Consider the following 14319-nt stretch of genomic DNA (forward strand, 5'->3'; position numbering starts at 1 on the left):
TCAAATATGGTATTTCCTGGATTTAGTATTTCTGACAACATCGTGGGTAAATCAGTTAGCTTTGATACAATTCGATTAGAAGAATACGGAGAGTTACAACACCATTGGGAAGGCGATCTTCCTCCACAAGTCCGGTTAACGTCTGAGGCACAAGATGCGATAAAATGTGTTCTAGACAAATATTATCAAAGGTACCCTGAGCTAAGAGATTGGTACCCTCCGGGTAGTACTTCGTTTAAATTCCCAGTTCGAGAAGCTGATATTGACCCCTTACTAAATTGTTTAGCCCACTGTATTGTCCTGCGGCTAACCCCAGGAGCCCCTTCTGAATTTTCCTCATCGGAGCCTAGGACGCTGCTCTATTCGGAGTTTTTAATTGACGATTTAGATTATTCGATTAACCCCCCAGACTGGAGCCAGTTAGACGATTCCGAGATGAACGTTCAGGCCGAAATAGAGAATCAGATACCAGATGGTTATGATTCGATAGAGCTGACGCAAGAAAAATTCCGCGAGTATGTGTATGATGTGCTGAGACCGATTGCTACGGAATCAGACTGGCCCGAGGGTGCGGCTTGGAGTATTAATCTCGCTTTGCATGAATTACGGAAAGGCCGATATCAAGAGGCAGCATACGCATTTGCAGCCGTTCGGAACAGTGTTACCAAATCTCCGACTCCGGTTGAGGAGACAGACTACACTCAACTTCTTAATAAATATCTCATAACTCTCAGAGACCTTTCCCTTCATCATAGCACCGCTGAAGCACCCTCAGTTAGCCAAGAACGATTTGTTGACATATCTGACCGCACATACATTTTTGTGCCGACATTCATTTCGGAACCAACTTTTCACGATCCCTACTTCAGAATGTCCTCGCCAATCTGGATAGCGAATGCGTTAACCTTCATTTCTGGATTGGCACATGCCCTCGCAGCTCCCACAATTTCTCGAAACGAGATTGACCCGTTTGGGTCAGAAATGACATTTAATAATACTTCATTTGTGCTACGCGCCGCGAATGAATTGGTTGGAATTGACGAAAGGACGAATCAAGAAGATCCGGTTGGATACTTAGACTATATCGATTTCCGCGAATTTGCACCGGAAGCTGTCCTCACTGATGTGTTCGAATCCATCGGGTATGAGACCGTCGGTACGTTCGAAAGTTCCTTTGAATATGAAGGTATTGAGGTGTCATTAGATGCGGATCTAGTTCTCGAAAAGGATTCCAAACTACACCTGGTCTACTATAACCCGTCCGATGTCCAGAGCCTGCATCAAGAAGTGGAACAACTTGATATCGAGGCGCTACTACTCATTGTTGCTGAAGAAGAATATACTGAGACGATTATTGATAGTGCACGAAACTCTGAGACTATCGAATTGTATTATCTTGATGTGGGCTCAACTACCTTGCGTTCAGTTGACACAGGACTCCCAGTAAGGAGCCAAGCACCAGTAACAAAAAGTGAGGTACAAGAACGCCTTCGTGATCTCTACGACTCAGCAAATACTGTCGACAACCCACAGCAAAAAGGTGATTTACTCGAACAATTTGCAGAATTGCTATTTAAGAGGTACATTTCGGAGACAGAAGTTCTCCGCGTCAACAGCGAAACTGGCAGTGAAGAATTTGATTTGGTCCTTCGGAATAATCAGGAGTCCGACCCATGGGAGAACCTATCGTCGATTATTATGGTGGAATGTAAGAATTGGAGTGGGTCTGTAGGTGCGAACGTCATCCACACGCTTAATTCGAAAGCAGATACACTGGGAGCTAATTGCACCACGGGAATTTTGCTGTCATGGAATGGTATCTCAGGGTCTGAATATGAAGACGCAGCACATCAACGGATTAGAGAGCTCAAGCAACAAGGGTTTGAAGTTTTACATTTCGACAAAAGCTCGATGGAATCAATGATCGAATCTGATACTCCGAATGAAATTTTCGACCAACGATATATCGAACTTATTACAGAGTATTGACTGAAAGTTTGATGGTATAATCGACGGGAACACTGTTCCAAAGCGGGAAAATCAGGTAGAACTTGTCTCCCCACTCAAGTCCGCCGCATCGTCGTCACAACTTCCCGCTCGGTCACCCACCACTGATAGCCGTCACAGACGGCCTTGATACGCTTGAACTTGCCATTACTCCACGGTTCGAACTTGATCTTCCGTTCGGAACCGTGGACGTGCTCGTACCCCAAGCCGTTTGCGTCAGCCACACTGGCTATTCATGCCCCACTATCCGAACGAGATTACAGATCCGCAAACCACTGACTTGTGTACCACTCTCGCGGATGCGCGTACAGGCATTTCTCTGAGAGTCTGCTACTTGTCTTTCCATACTTTTTGAAGATCCTTGGAGGAGAGCGCCGAACAAAGGATCACGTTGCACAAATCTGCAGTCCCGAGAGCCAGCGCAACACACTTGTTGTCTCTATCCCAACAAGTATTCATGCCACGATACACCAAAGCACCGATTTTCTGCGGCCACTGCGGTGAACATGGGCGTCACTCGCCGGAGTCCCCGAATTGTGAGCACTTTGCGAGGGATGGGACTGACCAGATTTGGTTATCAACAGTGGGAGCCTTGCGCCGGGACCGCTTCCACCGCGACGACCGTCGGCACACGAAGTTTTATTTCCAGAACCCATTTAGCTGTCCAACCCACCCACTTTTCAGCGACGTACAACGAGAATTGAACCAGACAGATCCAACTTTTAAATTCAGATTGGATAGTGGAGGCCGCGCTCATTTCGAAATTCTTCCAGAAAATGAGGAAATGTTCTCCACCGTTCACTGCGACGACATTGATCCCGACATGGAGAAATCCTTCGGTGATAATATTTCCCACGCCATCGAAGTCGTCAGCTACAAAGCCGATCAAATGCAGAATGGTTTCCAACGGTTAGCCGGCACCGAAACCCAACCAGATCCGTTGTACGTCTTTCAGGACGATGCTCATATTGCTCTTGAATGTGCTGCTGCTGAATAGATTACAGAGAGGAATGCCCTCCACAGTAGCAGAGAGGTAATCCAGCCGTGCAAGATACACACCCTGTATCTGTCATGCTACTCAGACCATCATCTGGTAGTGATAGAATTGACGTTGGTCAGTACGCATACACACTGAGCGGATATTTCTGGTAAGGTCGTGGGAAACAAGCGACGGTCAGAAGCCAATCGGTTCTCGGCTAACCAACAGTCATAGGCGTTAGTCAACTATTGTTGGTTAGCGCTCTGCTACTCTACACCGTTGCCGCCACGTGCTGATACTCCGCCTGCGACGGCGTCGGCTGCAACGTCAACTCGGTGAGGGCCAGCTCCCTGAGCACTTCGGGCGGAATCCCATCAGTATCCCGAAGCACGGCATCAAGCGTCCATTCGCCGTACTGACTCGCGCTCGGTGCGATTACGTCGACGGACTCAGTAGCCACCTCGTCACGAATAGCCCGTGCTGCCCGCCGAACACGCTGGCGTTCTTCCACGGTGCAGCTCATGCTTCAACACCTCGAACGAGATCGCCGACGAGCGACCCACCGACGTGTGGGCCGATGTCCCACCCACGCTCGCCACGCGTGTATTCACACCACTCCGAGAGCGTCTCAACGGGCGTCTCTGCCAGCACAACCTTCTCGGCGTCACCATCGGCCGCCACAACAGCCACGGCAAATTCATAGCTGTCCCAGTAATGCGCGGCACCCTCGCCGTCGACGCCAAGGAAGAGCGGCCGACCTTGGGTGAGTAATTCGCGTGCGGTACGGTCAGTATAGCACAGGTATGTAGTAGTCTATCGGGATTCCAGTCGATGGATAGTGAGTTATCCGACGGTTTGTCATTTGATGCGGTGATGTTGTCCGCGGAGAATCAGTATTGCACCAGTGATTCCCAGCAGCCACTGGAGTACGACGACTGTGAGGCTTCGCTCTGTCCCCCGATGTTCTTGAACCACGGTCGGATAGACGACGTAGTAGCTGTTGTCGACCTGAACGAGTTCGTGATTACCCGAAACGAGAACATCATTGTGTTAGCCACGCCATTGTTTGTTATAGATGCGATTGCGCTTATTGCACTTATACTACAGTTGCCGCCTGTAGTCAACTATTACGCAAGAATTGTACTTGTCGCGAATACAACGTCTTCAATGCAGGATGTGTATAACGTTGTGCGCTTAGCTGCGATGCCAGGAGACGCGCAGTTTATCAACGTCTTCGATGAGAGTGTTCGGTCGTTCTATTGCGTGAAATCATCGTCAGACACGGAAAGTACCGGAATGCAGGGACGAAGTTGAAATTAACATTCAGTCCTCAAGCTGCTCAAAGAGATGAAAGTAGAGGGTCAAACCAGAGGAAGATACTAGGGGTGAAGCTGCTACCATTCTAAATCTTTACTTTTGTATTTTATCAGACGATGATTTTGCGTCTAATGGGTTGATTGGTGAGAGGCATGTCGATATCAAATCCGACCCAATTCAGCGAAGAATTGCATCTTGAAGCGAGCCGGGCGACTCTCCAGTCAGCCGTTTATGGAATTCCACAGCTTGAATTTCAGTCATACTGGAAATCATATCGGCAACAATTCGGGCTCGTTGTTCTTGAGAATTATCGAATCCACTTTCTTTTGGGTCTTCTTTAAGAGCATCACTATAGGGTTTAGGGATAGCAGACTCCTGAGGATCGCTAACTCCAGATTCATCATATAACGCTTGGAAGAGTTCCCGTATTATCTGTCGTTGTCCTCGTTGTTGGCCCATGAGAGTGGAATTTCTGATTACAAAATGTACTGTGAGATCCTGCAGAATATCGATGTGGCCCTTCAATTTATCCGACACTATGAGTTGGTACAATCCATCGGGACCCTTCTCCACAGTGAGATAGAGATCAATATCGGGATCACTCTCTAACTCATCTTGGTCTATATCCGGGTAGTAGACTCTGTTGAGGTACAGCTCCACGAGATAGGAAGTAAACTCCTCTAAATGCTCTTTCTGATCCAAAGTTCCCTCATACGGCTCAAATATTTCTGGAGAAACTGCGTATGCATTGCTTGCGAGGAATTCGATGACTTCTGTAGGAGTAAGATCGGCGTCATCATACCCTAGATCATCTTCTAGTTTGTCTAATTCCCGAGATTCAACATGTTCAAACTCGTCTTCTGAGGCTTCCCGTAATAATCTGTCCAGCGGTAATCTGCCGTCTTTGTAGAAGTCAGTCAAGTCATGAATAGCGTAGGTCAGATCATCTGCATAGTCCATAAGTTCTGCAACAATCGTTCGCTGCTCATTCCCAATCGCTTCTCGAATCATCTCAAAGGCTTCGGCTTCTGTTTTATAATAGCCGAATTTTCCTCTGGATCGGTCTTGATATGTGTCAACCTCGGGTTCCCAAGCATCCTGAGATTCTATATCCACCCATTCACCGCGTCCATATGGGTATTTGAGAATTCCGTTAAGTACTCCAATTGTAAGACCCAAGCCAGTATCTGAATCTCGATAGGAAGCCAATCGAGTGAGGATACGGAATGACTGTGCGTTGCCCTCAAACCGTATACCAGGGGGTTCCGTATCCTCAAGTAGATGTTTCTCATCGAAATCATTGGGTGTAGAAGGATCATCTCCCTCGTCTTCAGAACGGCGTATTTTTCCGGGCTCAAGAGGATCGATTTTGTCGTTCGTCTTCTCCTGAAGTAACCAATCCAACTCCTCTTCTGCCAGATGTCCAAAAGGAGGGTGGCCTAAATCGTGGGCAAGACAGGCAGCTTCTACGATATCAGGGTTCATTTGTCGACGAAGCTCTGGGTCGATTGTATCTGTTGCATAACCCTCAGAAAGAGCGACACTCTGCATTAACTCCAAGTCATACTGTTCCTCGATATCGCTACCATTCCTTCCTTCTGTACGAAGAATGTATTCCGCCAACCGACGACCAACCTGTGCAACTTTGAGTGAATGAGATAAACGGTCGTGATAGAGGTAGGTCTCTCCAGCACGAGCAACTTGAGTTACATTTTTTAATCGTCTGAACTCTGGAGTGTATTTAATTCGGTCTACATCCCGTTCGAAGGGCGTTCGGCCTTTTTCCTTGTGCTCATTGGCTCTGGAGAGATGGACATCATTTGGAGAATTATACCCTAGTAAACGGTCAGCTAAGGGGACGGGGTCATCAGACATGGAGAAAATTTGTCCTTATGCTGTACTCGGAGGGGCGCGGACTTCACCGGCAGCTGTAATCTGAAGCTCCCCTTCAAGCGTTAGTTCCTTCAGTGCTGCACGAGCTTCATCCTCTGAAAAGTCCTCAGCTTCTACCACCGTATCAATGAGGTTCCACGGTTTCTTTGACGCGTCTTCCATGACGCTTTCCAGAATCTTAGCCCGAAGCTCCGGCGAGATATCGGGCTTCGAACTAGCGTACTCAACACCCATTATATCAGAATCTCGTATCTACAACGACTTAATTCCTCTTGTCGAGACAGTATCCTCCAACACAACCCCTGCCGTCCCATGGAAGAATAGTACCTATCCTTAGACATATTCACGGCAAGTATGAGCCTGACACCATTCCTCTCACTTATTTAATGGCAATGAATTTGGATTAAATGGCTCTAATGATTCGTGAGAGATGAGATTATAGAATGGATCAGTACTATACCGTCGCGGCCACGTGCTCATATCCAGCCTGCGACGGCGTCGGCTGCAGCGTCAACCCAGCCAACGCCAACTCACGCAACACCTCTGGCGGAACTCCCTCACAGTCCCGAAGCACGGCGTTAAGCGTCCATTCACCGTACTGACTCGCACTCGGCGCAAGCACATCGACGGACTCGGTCGGCACCTCGTTTTGAATCGCCCGTGCTGCCCGCCGAACACGCTTCCGTTCCTCCACAGTGCAGCTCATGCCTCTATACCTCGCACGAGATCGCCGACCAGCGACCCACCAACGTGCGGCCCGATATCCCAGCCACGCTCCGAGCGCGTGTACTCGCACCACTCCGAGAGCGTCTCGAAGGGCGTATTCGCCAACACAACCTTCTCGGCGTCACCGTTAGCCTCGATAACAGCCACGGCGAATTCGTAGCTGTCCCAGTAGTGGGCTGCACCCTCGCCGTCGACGCCGAGAAACAGCGGTCGGCCTTGGGTAAGTAGTTCGCGTGCGGTACGTTCTTGTGGATTGGATTGCGTAGTTGCCATTGGTTCTTTCCCGGAACCACGCGCCTCGGTGTTCCAAGCACCGGGGCGATTTCGTGAGAAATCGACCAGCGGCGCGTGTGTTCCTATCTAATACTGTTGTTCCGGGCAACCAAAAAACTATTGCTTCGGAGCAAGATAGTTGTAAGCACAGACAATGTCGACTCGTGGACCAGATCCCAAGGCTACTGACGAAGAGATTATTCAAATCATTAAATCAGTAGAACCGCCGTTCGTGACGACCGGAGATATCGCAGATGCTGTTTCTCTTTCTACGGAGAGAGCGAGGCAACGGCTCAATCAACTCGATAATCAGGGACAGCTCCATCGCACAAAAGTTGGGAGTAGCGCAGTTGTCTACTGGATTCCAGAGTCTTCTTCAGGATCAAGATAGGTTCGTCCTTTGTTCGTGATCCACCACACCCGGGCGCGCCCAATCTTTCGCGTATCTACAAGTCCATCTTCTTCCATTCTCCGCAACCGCTGGTCGACAGCTTGACGGCTTACACCAGTCCTTTCAGCAATATCGCTAGTTCCAAGTACTGGAGAATATGCTAAGACCAACGCCTCCAGTATAGATTCCCTGTCGGCCGTCGGGTCTGGACCCGGCTTCTCTGTCACTGTAATGGCGATACATCCGCCTCTGTCATTAGTTATGATGAGTGTATCTCTTGCTACGGGGCAAAGACTAAAACCCACCACTCCGAAGCAAGAGATAGGCGACGCCCACAGCAACCTCCGGCGTCCCATCGAACCCATGACCGTCCGCAAGCCCACCGACGAAGAGTCGCATCGCTCGCCAACCACGCCCCTCGCCGGAGGGAGAGCATGACTGCCTGGCACACCTGCACCGCCCTCCAGCGGGATCTCCTGAAAGCGATTGCCGACCACGACCACTACGACCGCGCGGCCACCGCTGACGCCCTCCAGATCGCCGTCGAAACCCGACGCGAAGCCACGCTCGAGGACGCCCGCGTCACGGACGCCCTCGACACCCTCGAAGCCGACGACCTTGTCACCACCGACGAGACCTACGCCCTGACCGACCGCGGCCAGGACGCGATCACCCAGGCCGCCCGCTCGCTGGCTATCGTCACCGGCCACGATCTGGTCGCCACCGACGGCGGCACCACCATCCCCTCGCACACGGCGGCGGCCACCCGACTCGACACCGTCCTGCAGGCCGCCGAACCCACCCTCGCCGACGACGAACTCGAACGGCTTGCCGCCGTCAGCACCTACCTCCGGAACACGGACGGCTTCGTCGTGCAGACCCACGCCGAGCCCGGGATCCGCAGCCACGCGCTCGATGTAATCGCAACAAGCGAAGACGGCCACGGCGCACCTGCCGGCGACGTGCTGGACACGCTCGCCAAAGAGTACGGCGCCAAGCGAGCGCTGACAGCCTTACTGGATCTACTGGTGCAAGGTGACTGTTATCAGCCACAGCCAGCGACGCTGCGGCGGGTCGACACCGACGCCGCCGACACGGGAGGGGACCAATGACGACCTACCACGAACTCACCGGCTTCCAGCGCGACCTCTTGGAAGCCATCGCCGCCGTCGACGACGATCCGTATGGCCTCGCGCTCAAGGACTACCTCGACGAGCGCTACGCCGACCCGATCAACCACAGCCGGCTCTACCAGAATCTCGACCAGCTCGTTGACCAGAATCTCATCAACCGCGACGAACTCGACGCCCGCACCAACGTGTATACGCTGACTGACGCCGGCCAAGACACGCTCTACCGCCAGGCCGAAACACTCGCCGGCCTGTGTGAACTGCCTCGACCCGTCACTGGAGGTGCGCAGTAATGCCCCAACAACTCACGCAATGCCGTCGCTCAGCGGGCAAAGACGGGGACCCAGTCGGTCGGTGTTGTCAGAGGCACACAATCACTGGGCAGGTGATGACCGACTGGTACCCTACTGGAATATACGGACATCTCACACAAAACAGTTACTCGCAGGGACTCCCTCAAAGTCCGAGTTGGAAGGTAGTCCGCCGCCGCCCGCGACGGCGGACCAGCTCTCGTGCCTCTGACACCTATCCAGGACAAAGTGGACAACTTTGTGCTGGCACTTCTCATGTAAGTGGCAATGATAAATGTAATTTACGCCTCACTTTTGGAGCAGAACACATCCAGCAGCGTCCAGAGAAGCGATCTCTGGGACTGAACCAACCGATAGAATGGGTACAGATATCGGAGACACGGCCGTGTGATCTACCCCCGACCCGTTGCTGGGGAGGGACGGCAGTGACGTTCGTTCCGGGCAGACAAGCCGAGAAACATACCACGCAGTTTTTATTTGGCTGCCGGAAAGCGGAGGCCGGGTGGCACTGGGCACCTGCTGTGCCACCCAAATGTCAGAGGCACAAGCGGGTTCTCTGCCCCGCACACGGCCCGGCCAGAGTGACGCCGCGATGTGGCCCAGCCTGTGGCGGCAATCAGAACCCGTTTTTCTCGTATGAACTGCCCAGTAATAATTCTATTTCAGCCCTGCGACACAGCAACGCACTTCTGGCCGCCCGACTCTTCGGACAGTCAGGTTCCAACGCGGCGCTGGACCGTGACCGTCACGCAGATAGCCACCAGCGGGTGCGACGACTTTCCTGTCTACAGCAACAGAATGGTGGGCATCTTGGGGGTGTGGGAAGTGGGGTGGAAGCCACCATCCGAGATCGGCAACGAGCTCCGACTCTGCTACAATCAGGGGGATGGACACATCCAACGCGAGTGGATAGGGGCCAAGACCCACCTGCCGCTGGCACGGGTGCTGGTAAAAACGGCTGCGATATCCTCGCAGTATCTATCGGTTTACTACAATATTGTTCTCAGAATAAGCACACCGACCAGCATCGCCTGACGGCGACAGGGGTCTCGAACTGTGCACCACAGAATGGTGGGCAGCCGGGAGACCCCGGCGTGCCTCGCACCACCCAATATCGCCGTTCCCGGCGACAGGTCCTGCACCCAACACATTCGCTTCGTCAAGCGGCTATTGGGGAAACATGGAGCGCGGGGCAGAACCTGTCGTCTGATAGCAGTGCTGTAGTTGATAATTTTTATGAAATCGCAGACGCCGCTGGCGAGCGTCTTCGAAGCCGCTGGCAGGTGATCCGACAACAGAATGGGCGACAGCCATGGGCAAATGGCGTGTCGCAACCCATCCAGGATCGCCGAAATCGGCGACGGGCTCTGGACCCTGACTACTTGGGTGACCGATTGAGTCCTATGAGGATGCTGAGCGGAGACCAGAGCCCATCAGGACATGCGACGAGTCCCAGTCAAAACGCTTCCGATAGTCGCACAATCGCACGCCAGCAACGTGATAGAACTCAGTACATTCGAGCCTGGTGGCAGCGATCAGCGATGTCGCCGTCCCGTAGACTGTCGTCTCGCCATCAAGGACAGCCACGGAACGAGAATGGTGGGCAGCCGGAAGGAAGTGGGTGTGTGGGGGGGAGTGGCGTGTGCACCATTCGAAGCCGTCATCCACGACGACGGGTTCTGGACCCGAAGTCCGCGGTAGCGCAACTGGCTATCAGGGGGATCCGTAGCGGAGACCAGAACCCATTGTATAGAAAGACAGTCGCCAGAGAAAACACTTACGCTATGTCATCGGATACATTCCAGATTGTCCAGCTCCAAGCACACACGCTGGACACGCTATGTGCCAACAGTCGCACAGACACAGCAAGAAATCCAACAGCAACGACAGTATTCGGTCGGCGGCGGAATGGTGGCCGGCCGGGGGGCGCGTTCAGTGTAGCGAGCGCGTCGGCCACCATTCGGCGTCGTCGCCTGCACCGACTGGTTCCGAACCCAGTCCGGGCAAGCCCATCGAGAAGGCGTACTGACCAGCAAGCTGGACTTCGGAACCTATCCGCTCGATTGGTCACAATCTGTAAAAGTCGTTTTGGCCGACAATTGTCACACCGCGGGTCGGGTCGACGCTGCCAGCAACACATCGGGCACCCATCTCAGCCGGAGGTCGGCCAATGACTACTCGCCCAACTGCTGGCGAGATCGTCGCCATCACGACCACCGACAGTGAACCGCTGTTGCTGGTCTGTCGACAGACTGACGAGCACGTCACAGGCGTGTTGCTGGCCGACCTCGCAACAGAAACACTCCAGCGGTTGCGGGTGTCCAAACCCGATACGGCTACACGCCGGGAGCTGGCCACCGCCGTCGAGCGCGCTGACGAGTTGCTGTCGTTCACGGTCCCGACCACAGATTGCGCACTGGTTGAACGCGATAGCAGCCGTCCCGACCCCTTCGAAGGAGGGGATGCCTAATGGCCCGCGCCGACCCCTCGCCGGGCACTGCGACCGACACAGCGACCACAGAAACCGATCAGTGGCGACTCCGCTACATGGTCGGTGATCTCGAACACTACACCGAGTGGACGACCGAGTTCCCCACTGTCGAGAACTACTACGACCAGTACCGCCGCGGTGACTACGCGCATGATGTCGTCATCGAACGCCGGGCGGTGGTCGAACGATGACGGGGCGTGGCACTCACGACGGCGTCGACGGTCGCCGATCACTCGAGAACCGCTGGCTCGACGCCGACGCGGTCGCCGCCGTGGGTGAGCCAGCTCGTAAGCCTAAGACTGAGGATGGCCCGATATCGAGCAGCGCTTCGCCCGGCGTGAGCGGATCGTCTTCGACGAGGATGAGGCCCAAGATGAAGAGATGGATGACTGAGCCAGTTCGCCTCCGGGTTCGTGCTCGTCGCAACCAACAGGGCTCGATTCTTGAATGGCACCCTGACGACGAAGGCAACGCCAAAGAGGCACTTGCATCGCCGCGGGCACTCATCCGTGATCTCTACGGCGCCGTCAACCGGTCGACCGTCGTCGACGGCGATCTCGTCGCTGTCGTGGAGGCGTGGCCTCGATCGGGCGACGTGATCGACGTGATCGTCCTTGAGGAACACGCCCGCAGCGAGAGTGCGACTGAACGCCTGCGGATGCAGGCCAGCGCGGAGGTGGCCCAATGAGGGCCTATAACCCGTCAGACGCGCGTCTGACGCGACCTGTTGCAATAGCCGACGTATTTAACACACAGCCGACCAAACCGATTCAACATCAAGCACAGAGAAGACGCTCACCGCTAATCGGTGAGGAACGGGATGCCGGGGTCGTGCCACCGACCTCGGCTGAGAAGGTGACGAACCAACAGTTCTCACCTACTGTTTCTGACCGAGATAGAATAAACGTTGTGCCCGAACAGCGAGAGCCATCTCTGCGCTCTTGTTTGGGCCTCTCGTGTCGCCAGAGAGCCGCTAGACCGTCGTGAGCCGCTGATACGAAGATGCAAGCCGCAGACTACACACTGACCGGTACGCTTCAGCCCCTCTCGGGAGCGCCACGGGGAGAGCTGTCGCTCTCCACTGGGCGAAACTCCACCCAGAGAGGGTTCCCAGGAGGGATGCCATGACGTTCCACGTCGTCGGCTGTTCAGACTGTTCGGCACTCTGGATCATCGACGAGTCAGGTGACTCGAAAGCCTGCTGTCCAACCTGTGGCCGGACTCACAGCCGGGAGCACCTCCGTTCACTCGCGTCGGCTGCTGACAGGGAGGTCGCAGCGCAGCGACGGTCGGCTATCCTTGCATCACGCCGGGATGAGTCGGATGCTGACCTACGCGCGTACTGGGACCAAGCTACTGATGACCCAGTCATCGACGATCGAGAGTATCTCGACGGGATGGGTCTCGACGACGATCTCGTCGATAACCTCTGCGGTGAGTCTTCGTCAACGTCGACGACGTCTGATTCATCGACAACCCGTCCGGACTCCGGGCCCGACGTAGACGTCGACGTGGCGAACAAACCACAGCTCCGCGGGTCTGCCTATCCAGACGCCGCGAAGGAACCGGGAATTGCTCTACTGGACCCTCGGGGTCAGCTCTCGATCACCGGACTCACCTACCATGATGTGGCGCCACAAAGCTCCGAGTGGCTCGGTGATCTGCTTGCGGACCTCATCCCGATGACAGCACGGTGTGTCCAAGACCTCGCGGTCTTGCACGAGGCGGGCCCCGATCCCGCAGATCCGAGTCAGACGAACTACGAAGTGCCCCGGTTCGTCCAGGAGGTCCTCGCCGACGAGGTCGCTGGCCTCGAGGACAGTGACGGCTCGGTCGGGGCCATCGAGGAGGCACGCGCCTATCTTGATGCGGCGGCCCGCTACGCGCTGCTGTGGGACAATGAGTGCTACCAGGCCCACCGCGGGTTCAAGGGCGCGGAACAGTTCGAGCGCATTCAACGGACGCTCACGACGACCGGCACGAGCCGCGGGCCGTTCAACGCTGGCGTCGACGCACTCCGGCACTCGTTAGTCGCCCTGCACGCTGAACGCGACACGCCACTGCCAGTCACGTTCGTTCTCGACGGAGAGGCCTGGACGGCAGCCGACCGAGAGACTGTGAAACGCGCTCTTCGGGTGTTGGACGTCCTTGCTGACGGCTTGGATGTGCGCCTCCAGATGTCGCCCGGAGTCCGGCAGCGGGTGCGTCGGCTGACGTTGCGGGCGCTCGATGCAGATGACGAAGCGGACATCCCGGCGTGGGCTGAGCGCTTCTCGTTCCTTACTGAGGCCGGATACTCCTCCCGCCGTGGTGGGGACGTCGACGAGGACTCAGACGAGGGTCAGCTGGACGAGCAAGCATGGGGGTGGGTCGACACCAACCGGTCCCAGACAGGCCCGTTGACTGTGCTGGCGCATCTCGATACTGACGGTGAGCGCTCTGTTCGCGCTATCAAGCGAGACGACGCAATCGACTATGCAGACGGGAGTATCGACCGCTACGTGTCGTTCCTCGAAGCCGAGGACATCGTCACTGTGGACCGCTCGCACGCGTCTAACCGGCTCTCACTGACGTCCCTTGGTTCGGCAGCACAGCAGTACGTCGACCGAGAGGGCAACCCTGTCCACCCGTCCCAATCCCGGCTGTCGGGGGCGTCTTACGGACACCCCTCACGGTCTCGTAAGTGTAGTGTATCCGCCCAGAAGCGCGACCGGTACCCCCCCGCCGAACGGTGGCTTGCCGCGACCGGCTCCGCGCCTGAGTCTGGCTATGTCCAGTGGCTCGGCGACCGCACTGGTCCT

The 14319-nt window shown here is 54.9% G+C and carries 19 protein-coding genes; 11 read left to right on the top strand and 8 right to left on the bottom strand.

Features of this window, described 5'->3' with window-relative positions:
- The first annotated feature begins 6 nt into the window (after positions 1-6).
- Positions 7-1989: a restriction endonuclease gene (locus G9463_RS10240; RefSeq protein ID WP_158598835.1), complete on the top strand. Its 1983-nt coding sequence runs from the start codon at positions 7-9 to the stop codon at positions 1987-1989.
- Positions 1990-2063: 74 nt separating this feature from the next.
- Here G9463_RS10240 and G9463_RS10245 read toward each other — a convergent pair whose 3' ends face one another.
- On the bottom strand, positions 2064-2231 hold the full coding sequence (locus G9463_RS10245) for a hypothetical protein (RefSeq protein ID WP_158598834.1): 168 nt from the start codon (positions 2229-2231) through the stop codon (positions 2064-2066).
- A 233-nt stretch (positions 2232-2464) separates the two neighbouring features.
- Here G9463_RS10245 and G9463_RS10250 point away from each other — a divergent pair, with 233 nt between their 5' ends.
- Positions 2465-3004 (top strand): hypothetical protein, encoded by a 540-nt coding sequence (locus G9463_RS10250; RefSeq protein WP_165896633.1) that lies wholly within the window; start codon positions 2465-2467, stop codon positions 3002-3004.
- A gap of 253 nt (positions 3005-3257) precedes the next feature.
- Here G9463_RS10250 and G9463_RS10255 read toward each other — a convergent pair whose 3' ends face one another.
- Together G9463_RS10255 and G9463_RS10260 are read right to left on the bottom strand one after the other, a co-directional pair.
- Entirely contained in the window at positions 3258-3509 is a 252-nt protein-coding gene (locus G9463_RS10255) for a hypothetical protein (protein ID WP_165896634.1), read from the bottom strand.
- The gene (locus G9463_RS10260) at positions 3506-3787 is read right to left on the bottom strand and encodes a hypothetical protein (protein ID WP_165896648.1); all 282 of its coding nucleotides are present in this window, start codon (positions 3785-3787) and stop codon (positions 3506-3508) included. The genes G9463_RS10255 and G9463_RS10260 overlap by 4 nt, the downstream gene beginning before the upstream one ends.
- 159 nt (positions 3788-3946) lie before the next feature.
- Between G9463_RS10260 and G9463_RS24490 the strand changes: the two genes are divergently transcribed.
- Positions 3947-4300 (top strand): DUF3267 domain-containing protein, encoded by a 354-nt coding sequence (locus G9463_RS24490; RefSeq protein WP_370457907.1) that lies wholly within the window; start codon positions 3947-3949, stop codon positions 4298-4300.
- A gap of 180 nt (positions 4301-4480) precedes the next feature.
- Here the strand turns inward: G9463_RS24490 and G9463_RS10270 are convergent, their stop codons facing one another.
- From G9463_RS10270 to G9463_RS10285, 4 genes are all read right to left on the bottom strand, one after another.
- Positions 4481-6178: a deoxyguanosinetriphosphate triphosphohydrolase family protein gene (locus tag G9463_RS10270; protein WP_165896636.1), complete on the bottom strand. Its 1698-nt coding sequence runs from the start codon at positions 6176-6178 to the stop codon at positions 4481-4483.
- Between the two features lie 15 nt (positions 6179-6193).
- Entirely contained in the window at positions 6194-6430 is a 237-nt protein-coding gene (locus tag G9463_RS10275) for a hypothetical protein (RefSeq protein WP_165896637.1), read from the bottom strand.
- 220 nt (positions 6431-6650) lie between these two features.
- Positions 6651-6902: a hypothetical protein gene (locus G9463_RS10280; RefSeq protein WP_165896638.1), complete on the bottom strand. Its 252-nt coding sequence runs from the start codon at positions 6900-6902 to the stop codon at positions 6651-6653.
- Positions 6899-7195 (bottom strand): hypothetical protein, encoded by a 297-nt coding sequence (locus G9463_RS10285; protein ID WP_165896639.1) that lies wholly within the window; start codon positions 7193-7195, stop codon positions 6899-6901. Before G9463_RS10285 ends, G9463_RS10280 begins: the two co-directional genes overlap by 4 nt.
- Before the next feature lie 154 nt (positions 7196-7349).
- Here G9463_RS10285 and G9463_RS24495 point away from each other — a divergent pair, with 154 nt between their 5' ends.
- On the top strand, positions 7350-7586 hold the full coding sequence (locus G9463_RS24495; protein WP_165896640.1) for a FaeA/PapI family transcriptional regulator: 237 nt from the start codon (positions 7350-7352) through the stop codon (positions 7584-7586).
- On the opposite strand, the gene G9463_RS24325 is transcribed toward G9463_RS24495, so the two are convergent.
- The gene (locus G9463_RS24325; RefSeq protein WP_370457906.1) at positions 7550-7894 is read right to left on the bottom strand and encodes a winged helix-turn-helix domain-containing protein; all 345 of its coding nucleotides are present in this window, start codon (positions 7892-7894) and stop codon (positions 7550-7552) included. The two genes, G9463_RS24495 and G9463_RS24325, sit on opposite strands and share 37 nt — an antisense overlap.
- A gap of 126 nt (positions 7895-8020) precedes the next feature.
- Between G9463_RS24325 and G9463_RS10300 the strand changes: the two genes are divergently transcribed.
- From G9463_RS10300 to G9463_RS10330, 7 genes are all read left to right on the top strand, one after another.
- Entirely contained in the window at positions 8021-8698 is a 678-nt protein-coding gene (locus G9463_RS10300; protein WP_165896641.1) for a transcriptional regulator, read from the top strand.
- A complete protein-coding gene (locus G9463_RS10305; protein WP_165896642.1) occupies positions 8695-9009 on the top strand; it encodes a helix-turn-helix transcriptional regulator in 315 nt (104 codons plus the stop codon). The genes G9463_RS10300 and G9463_RS10305 overlap by 4 nt, the downstream gene beginning before the upstream one ends.
- Positions 9010-9765: 756 nt before the next feature.
- A complete protein-coding gene (locus G9463_RS10310; RefSeq protein WP_165896643.1) occupies positions 9766-10062 on the top strand; it encodes a hypothetical protein in 297 nt (98 codons plus the stop codon).
- 1135 nt (positions 10063-11197) lie between these two features.
- Complete coding sequence (locus G9463_RS10315; RefSeq protein WP_007189756.1) at positions 11198-11497, top strand: hypothetical protein; 300 nt, start codon at positions 11198-11200, stop codon at positions 11495-11497.
- Positions 11497-11709, top strand: coding sequence for a hypothetical protein (locus G9463_RS10320; protein WP_165896644.1), 213 nt, complete (start codon positions 11497-11499; stop codon positions 11707-11709). Before G9463_RS10315 ends, G9463_RS10320 begins: the two co-directional genes overlap by 1 nt.
- Positions 11710-11903: 194 nt before the next feature.
- Entirely contained in the window at positions 11904-12206 is a 303-nt protein-coding gene (locus tag G9463_RS24020) for a hypothetical protein (protein WP_004966303.1), read from the top strand.
- A gap of 436 nt (positions 12207-12642) precedes the next feature.
- Positions 12643-14319: DUF5817 domain-containing protein (locus G9463_RS10330; RefSeq protein WP_240150010.1), on the top strand; the 1677-nt coding region annotated here is incomplete at its 3' end.

The sequence above is a fragment of the Haloarcula sp. JP-Z28 genome, assembly GCF_011440255.1.
Lineage (GTDB): Archaea > Halobacteriota > Halobacteria > Halobacteriales > Haloarculaceae > Haloarcula > Haloarcula marismortui.

Coding starts and splice junctions, on each gene's coding strand:
- G9463_RS10240 (WP_158598835.1), top strand. CDS start 7: ATGGTATTTCCTGGATTTAGTATTTCTGACAACATCGTGGGTAAATCA.
- G9463_RS10250 (WP_165896633.1), top strand. CDS start 2,465: ATGCCACGATACACCAAAGCACCGATTTTCTGCGGCCACTGCGGTGAA.
- G9463_RS10255 (WP_165896634.1), bottom strand. CDS start 3,509: ATGAGCTGCACCGTGGAAGAACGCCAGCGTGTTCGGCGGGCAGCACGG.
- G9463_RS24490 (WP_370457907.1), top strand. CDS start 3,947: ATGTTCTTGAACCACGGTCGGATAGACGACGTAGTAGCTGTTGTCGAC.
- G9463_RS10270 (WP_165896636.1), bottom strand. CDS start 6,178: ATGTCTGATGACCCCGTCCCCTTAGCTGACCGTTTACTAGGGTATAAT.
- G9463_RS10275 (WP_165896637.1), bottom strand. CDS start 6,430: ATGGGTGTTGAGTACGCTAGTTCGAAGCCCGATATCTCGCCGGAGCTT.
- G9463_RS10280 (WP_165896638.1), bottom strand. CDS start 6,902: ATGAGCTGCACTGTGGAGGAACGGAAGCGTGTTCGGCGGGCAGCACGG.
- G9463_RS10285 (WP_165896639.1), bottom strand. CDS start 7,195: ATGGCAACTACGCAATCCAATCCACAAGAACGTACCGCACGCGAACTA.
- G9463_RS24495 (WP_165896640.1), top strand. CDS start 7,350: ATGTCGACTCGTGGACCAGATCCCAAGGCTACTGACGAAGAGATTATT.
- G9463_RS10300 (WP_165896641.1), top strand. CDS start 8,021: ATGACTGCCTGGCACACCTGCACCGCCCTCCAGCGGGATCTCCTGAAA.
- G9463_RS10305 (WP_165896642.1), top strand. CDS start 8,695: ATGACGACCTACCACGAACTCACCGGCTTCCAGCGCGACCTCTTGGAA.
- G9463_RS10315 (WP_007189756.1), top strand. CDS start 11,198: ATGACTACTCGCCCAACTGCTGGCGAGATCGTCGCCATCACGACCACC.
- G9463_RS10320 (WP_165896644.1), top strand. CDS start 11,497: ATGGCCCGCGCCGACCCCTCGCCGGGCACTGCGACCGACACAGCGACC.
- G9463_RS24020 (WP_004966303.1), top strand. CDS start 11,904: ATGACTGAGCCAGTTCGCCTCCGGGTTCGTGCTCGTCGCAACCAACAG.